Source organism: Thermogemmatispora sp. (assembly GCF_019683755.1).
Lineage (GTDB): Bacteria > Chloroflexota > Ktedonobacteria > Ktedonobacterales > Ktedonobacteraceae > Thermogemmatispora.
In genome coordinates this window covers 1-3,379 of sequence record NZ_JADGHT010000436.1, presented here as the reverse complement: position 1 = coordinate 3,379, position 3,379 = coordinate 1, and the positions used below count along the sequence as shown (strand labels likewise).

Annotated in this window: 3 protein-coding genes; all 3 read left to right on the top strand. The window is 58.5% G+C overall.

What is annotated here, in order from left to right; all coding sequences use genetic code 11:
• Positions 1-807, top strand: an 807-nt coding sequence (locus tag IRZ24_RS18440; protein ID WP_297167596.1) for a tRNA guanosine(34) transglycosylase Tgt, incomplete at its 5' end; no start/stop codon positions are given.
• Positions 752-1,597 (top strand): hypothetical protein, encoded by an 846-nt coding sequence (locus tag IRZ24_RS18435; protein WP_297167592.1) that lies wholly within the window; start codon positions 752-754, stop codon positions 1,595-1,597. The genes IRZ24_RS18440 and IRZ24_RS18435, both read left to right, overlap by 56 nt.
• Positions 1,598-1,690: 93 nt before the next feature.
• The coding region (locus IRZ24_RS18430; RefSeq protein WP_297167589.1) for a molybdopterin-dependent oxidoreductase at positions 1,691-3,379 on the top strand (1,689 nt) is incomplete at its 3' end.

Here is a 3,379-nt window from a genome sequence, read left to right as displayed (position 1 = left end):
CCTGAGAAGAGCATTCAGTTACAGGTAAGCAGCTATGGCAGCGACGTGGTAATCTGTCTGGACGATTGCACTCACGTTGATGAGCCACCTTCCAGACAGCGCGAGTCGGTTGAGCGAACGATTGCTTGGGCACGGCGCAGCAAGACTGAGTTTGTGCGCCTGATGGAGCAGAAAAAGTTGTCCCCCGAGCGCCGTCCGCTGCTATTCGCTGTCGTCCAGGGTGGGGGCGATTTCGCGCTGCGCCGTGCCTGTGCTGAGGCCTTGCTGGAGATTGGCTTTGATGGTTTTGGCTTTGGAGGCTGGCCGCTGGACAGTGAAGGGCAGTTGTTGAGTGAGGTTGTGGCCTGGACGCGTGAGCTGATCCCACCGCGCTTTCCTCTACATGGTCTGGGCATCGGCCATCCTCTAAATGTCGTGGCCTGTGCCCGTATGGGCTACGATCTCTTTGATAGCGCTATGCCAACGCGGGACGCTCGCCACGCGCGGCTCTATTGCTTTACCGAGGACCCTGCTACCAGTAACCTTGACTCTGATGGGTCCTGGTTAACCTATATCTATCTTAGTGATGAACGCCTGCGTCGCGAGCGACGACCGATCTCGGCTTTCTGTGACTGTCTCTGTTGCTCGCGCTATAGTCTGGCCTATCTGCATCATCTCTTTAAGGTCAACGATGCCCTCTTTCTGCGCCTGGCGACAATCCATAATCTACGCTTTATGGCGCAATTGATGCAACGCCTGGGAATACTGTTGCATGGTGAGCGAGTGGCAGAGCAGCGAGAGCAGCAAACAGCTCAAACAACTGGTTGAGGCAGTGCGGGCCAGTCGTAAGTATCGCTTCCTCTCTGCTGAGGCGATCGCCTATGTGGGCGCTCGTGAGCTAGCCCGGCGTGCTGATCTAGGAGAAGCGATTAAGGTGACCAAGCGCCGGCTCCACCAGATTGCTGGAATGTATCTGGCCAGAGAGCCACCATATGCACGCTGGCTGGAAGAATTGCGCCTGGCGCGCGCGAGCGGCGATGAGGAGCAATTGCGCGCGGTCTGCCGTCGCGTGATGTCCTGGCACGCCTCCACCCGTGAGCGGCTGGCTGTGCTCTCGACTTTTTATGAACGCTTGCTAGCTGATTTACCGTCTGTGAAGCGCGTGCTTGATGTCGCCTGTGGTTTCCACCCTTTGGCTTTGCCCTGGATGCCGTTCTTTAGAACCGGTGGAAGCACCTGTTACTACTATGCCTGTGATCTCTATGAAGATCTGGCTTCCTTTCTGCAGGCAGTGCTAGAGGTGCTGGGGGTACCCGGTGAGGCGACGGTTTGCGATGTGGTACAGGCGCCACCGAATCTCACGGTCGATCTGGCCTTTGTCCTGAAAGTGCTGCCGTGTCTAGAGCACATCGAGCCAGAAGCTGGCTTGCGGCTCCTGCAAGCTATCCGTGCTCGCTATTTACTGGTTTCCTTTCCTGGGCAGAGCCTTGGAGGCGGAAAACGCAGAATGGCAGCCTATTATGAGGAGCGCTTTCGGAGCCTAGTGGCCGATTGCAACTGGCGGCTTGAGCGCTTCACTTTTCCCGGAGAATTAGTTTTCCGCATCGAGAAAGAATAAGCCGGCAACCGTTTCAGCCTTCAACGAGACAAGGAGAGCAGGGGTGGAAGCAATCGCCGGCGATCTCTTGACTGCGAGAGGAGCTTGTTGCGCATGGTCGTCTCTTCTGCTGCTGCTGATGATGAAAAGAAACACAACGTGGAGGCAACCGTCCATCTGGTCTATGGGGCCTGTCCTCATGACTGTCCTGATGGGTGCGCCTTGGAGACCCTGGTTGACGGGCAGGGAAGAGCGCTGAGTGTCCGCGGGCGGGCTGATCACCCGATCACCCGCGGCTGGCTCTGTGCCAAGGTGAATCGCTATCTAGAGCGTGTCTATCATCCTGAGCGCCTGCTCTATCCCCAGCGTCGCAAGGGACCTAAGGGCAGCGGCTCCTTTACACGCATCAGTTGGGAGGAAGCCTTTGCCGAAATCAGCGAGCGCTGGCGACAAATTATTGCTGAGCACGGTGCCCAATGCATTCTGCCTTATAGCTATGCCGGTACCCTGGGATTAGTCAACGGAGCTGTGGCGGATTCGCGCTTCTGGAATCGCCTGGGGGCTTCACGTCTCAAGCGGGCGATCTGCGGCTATGCTGCTGAGGAGGCCGTACGCCTTACCATTGGCTGGCGTCTGGCTCCTTCGCCGGACATGTTGCTACAGAGTCGGCTGATCCTGATTTGGGGCAGCAACCCGGCGAGCACGGCTCCGCATATCATGCCCTTCTTACGTCAAGCCCAACGACAGGGGGCCAAGGTCATCGTCGTTGATCCCGTGCGCACTCTGACAGCGCGTTCCGCTGATCTCCATATTCAGCCCTATCCCGGTACAGATGCTGCCCTGGCCCTCGCCATGATGCATGTCATCGTCACGCGGGGTCTGCATAATCAAGCTTGGATTGAGGCTCATACGGTCGGCTGGGAGCAGCTACGAGCACGCATCATGCAGTATCCGCCTGAGCGAGCGGCAGAGATCACCGGTCTGGCGGTCGAGACAATCACGGAGCTGGCTGTGACCTACGCCACGACCTCGCCGGCTATGCTGCGCGTCACTGACGGCATCAACCGCCATAGCAATGGTGGACAAACCGTCCGCGCCTTGCTTTGTCTCCCGGCCTTGACCGGTCAGTATGGGCTGGCTGGCGGAGGCGTCATGTATAGTACCAGCGACTGGCTACAATGGGACGCCGAAGCCGTTAAGCACGAGCACGATCCAGCGTGCCCACCTGCGCCCCGGACCCTCAACATGAATCGTCTAGGGGCCTTACTCACTGGAGAGGCTGACCCCCCTATCTACGCCCTTTACGTCTATAACGCTAACCCCGTGGCCTCCGCCCCCAATGCCGGCAAGATCGTCGAAGGTCTCAAGCGTGATGACCTCTTCGTCGTGGTTCACGACCTCTTTGAAACCGATACAGCGCGCTACGCAGACATCCTGCTCCCAGCAACCAGCCAGCTTGAGCAAACTGATCTCCACAAAGCCTATGGGCATCTGGCTCTCCAGTACAACGCGCAGGCCATTGCCCCCCTGGGAGAAGCGCGCAGTAACTGGGATGTGATGCGCGGGCTGGCGCAGGCGATGGGCTTCCAAGAACCCTGGCTGCACGAAGATCCCGAGGCTGTCATTCGAGGAGTATTGGAAGCGACAGCGGCGCACTCACCGCTCCTGGAGGGCATCACTCTCGAGCGGCTCCAGCGCGAAGGATGGGTCCCATTGGCCATACCCGAAGAGCGCCGCATTCCCTTCGCTGATGGGCGCTTTGGCACCCCTTCCGGTAAGGTTGAATTCTACTCGCAGCAAGCG

Bases quoted from the DNA above. Each gene is read 5' to 3' on its own strand.
- IRZ24_RS18435 (WP_297167592.1), top strand. From the start codon at position 752: ATGGTGAGCGAGTGGCAGAGCAGCGAGAGCAGCAAACAGCTCAAACAA.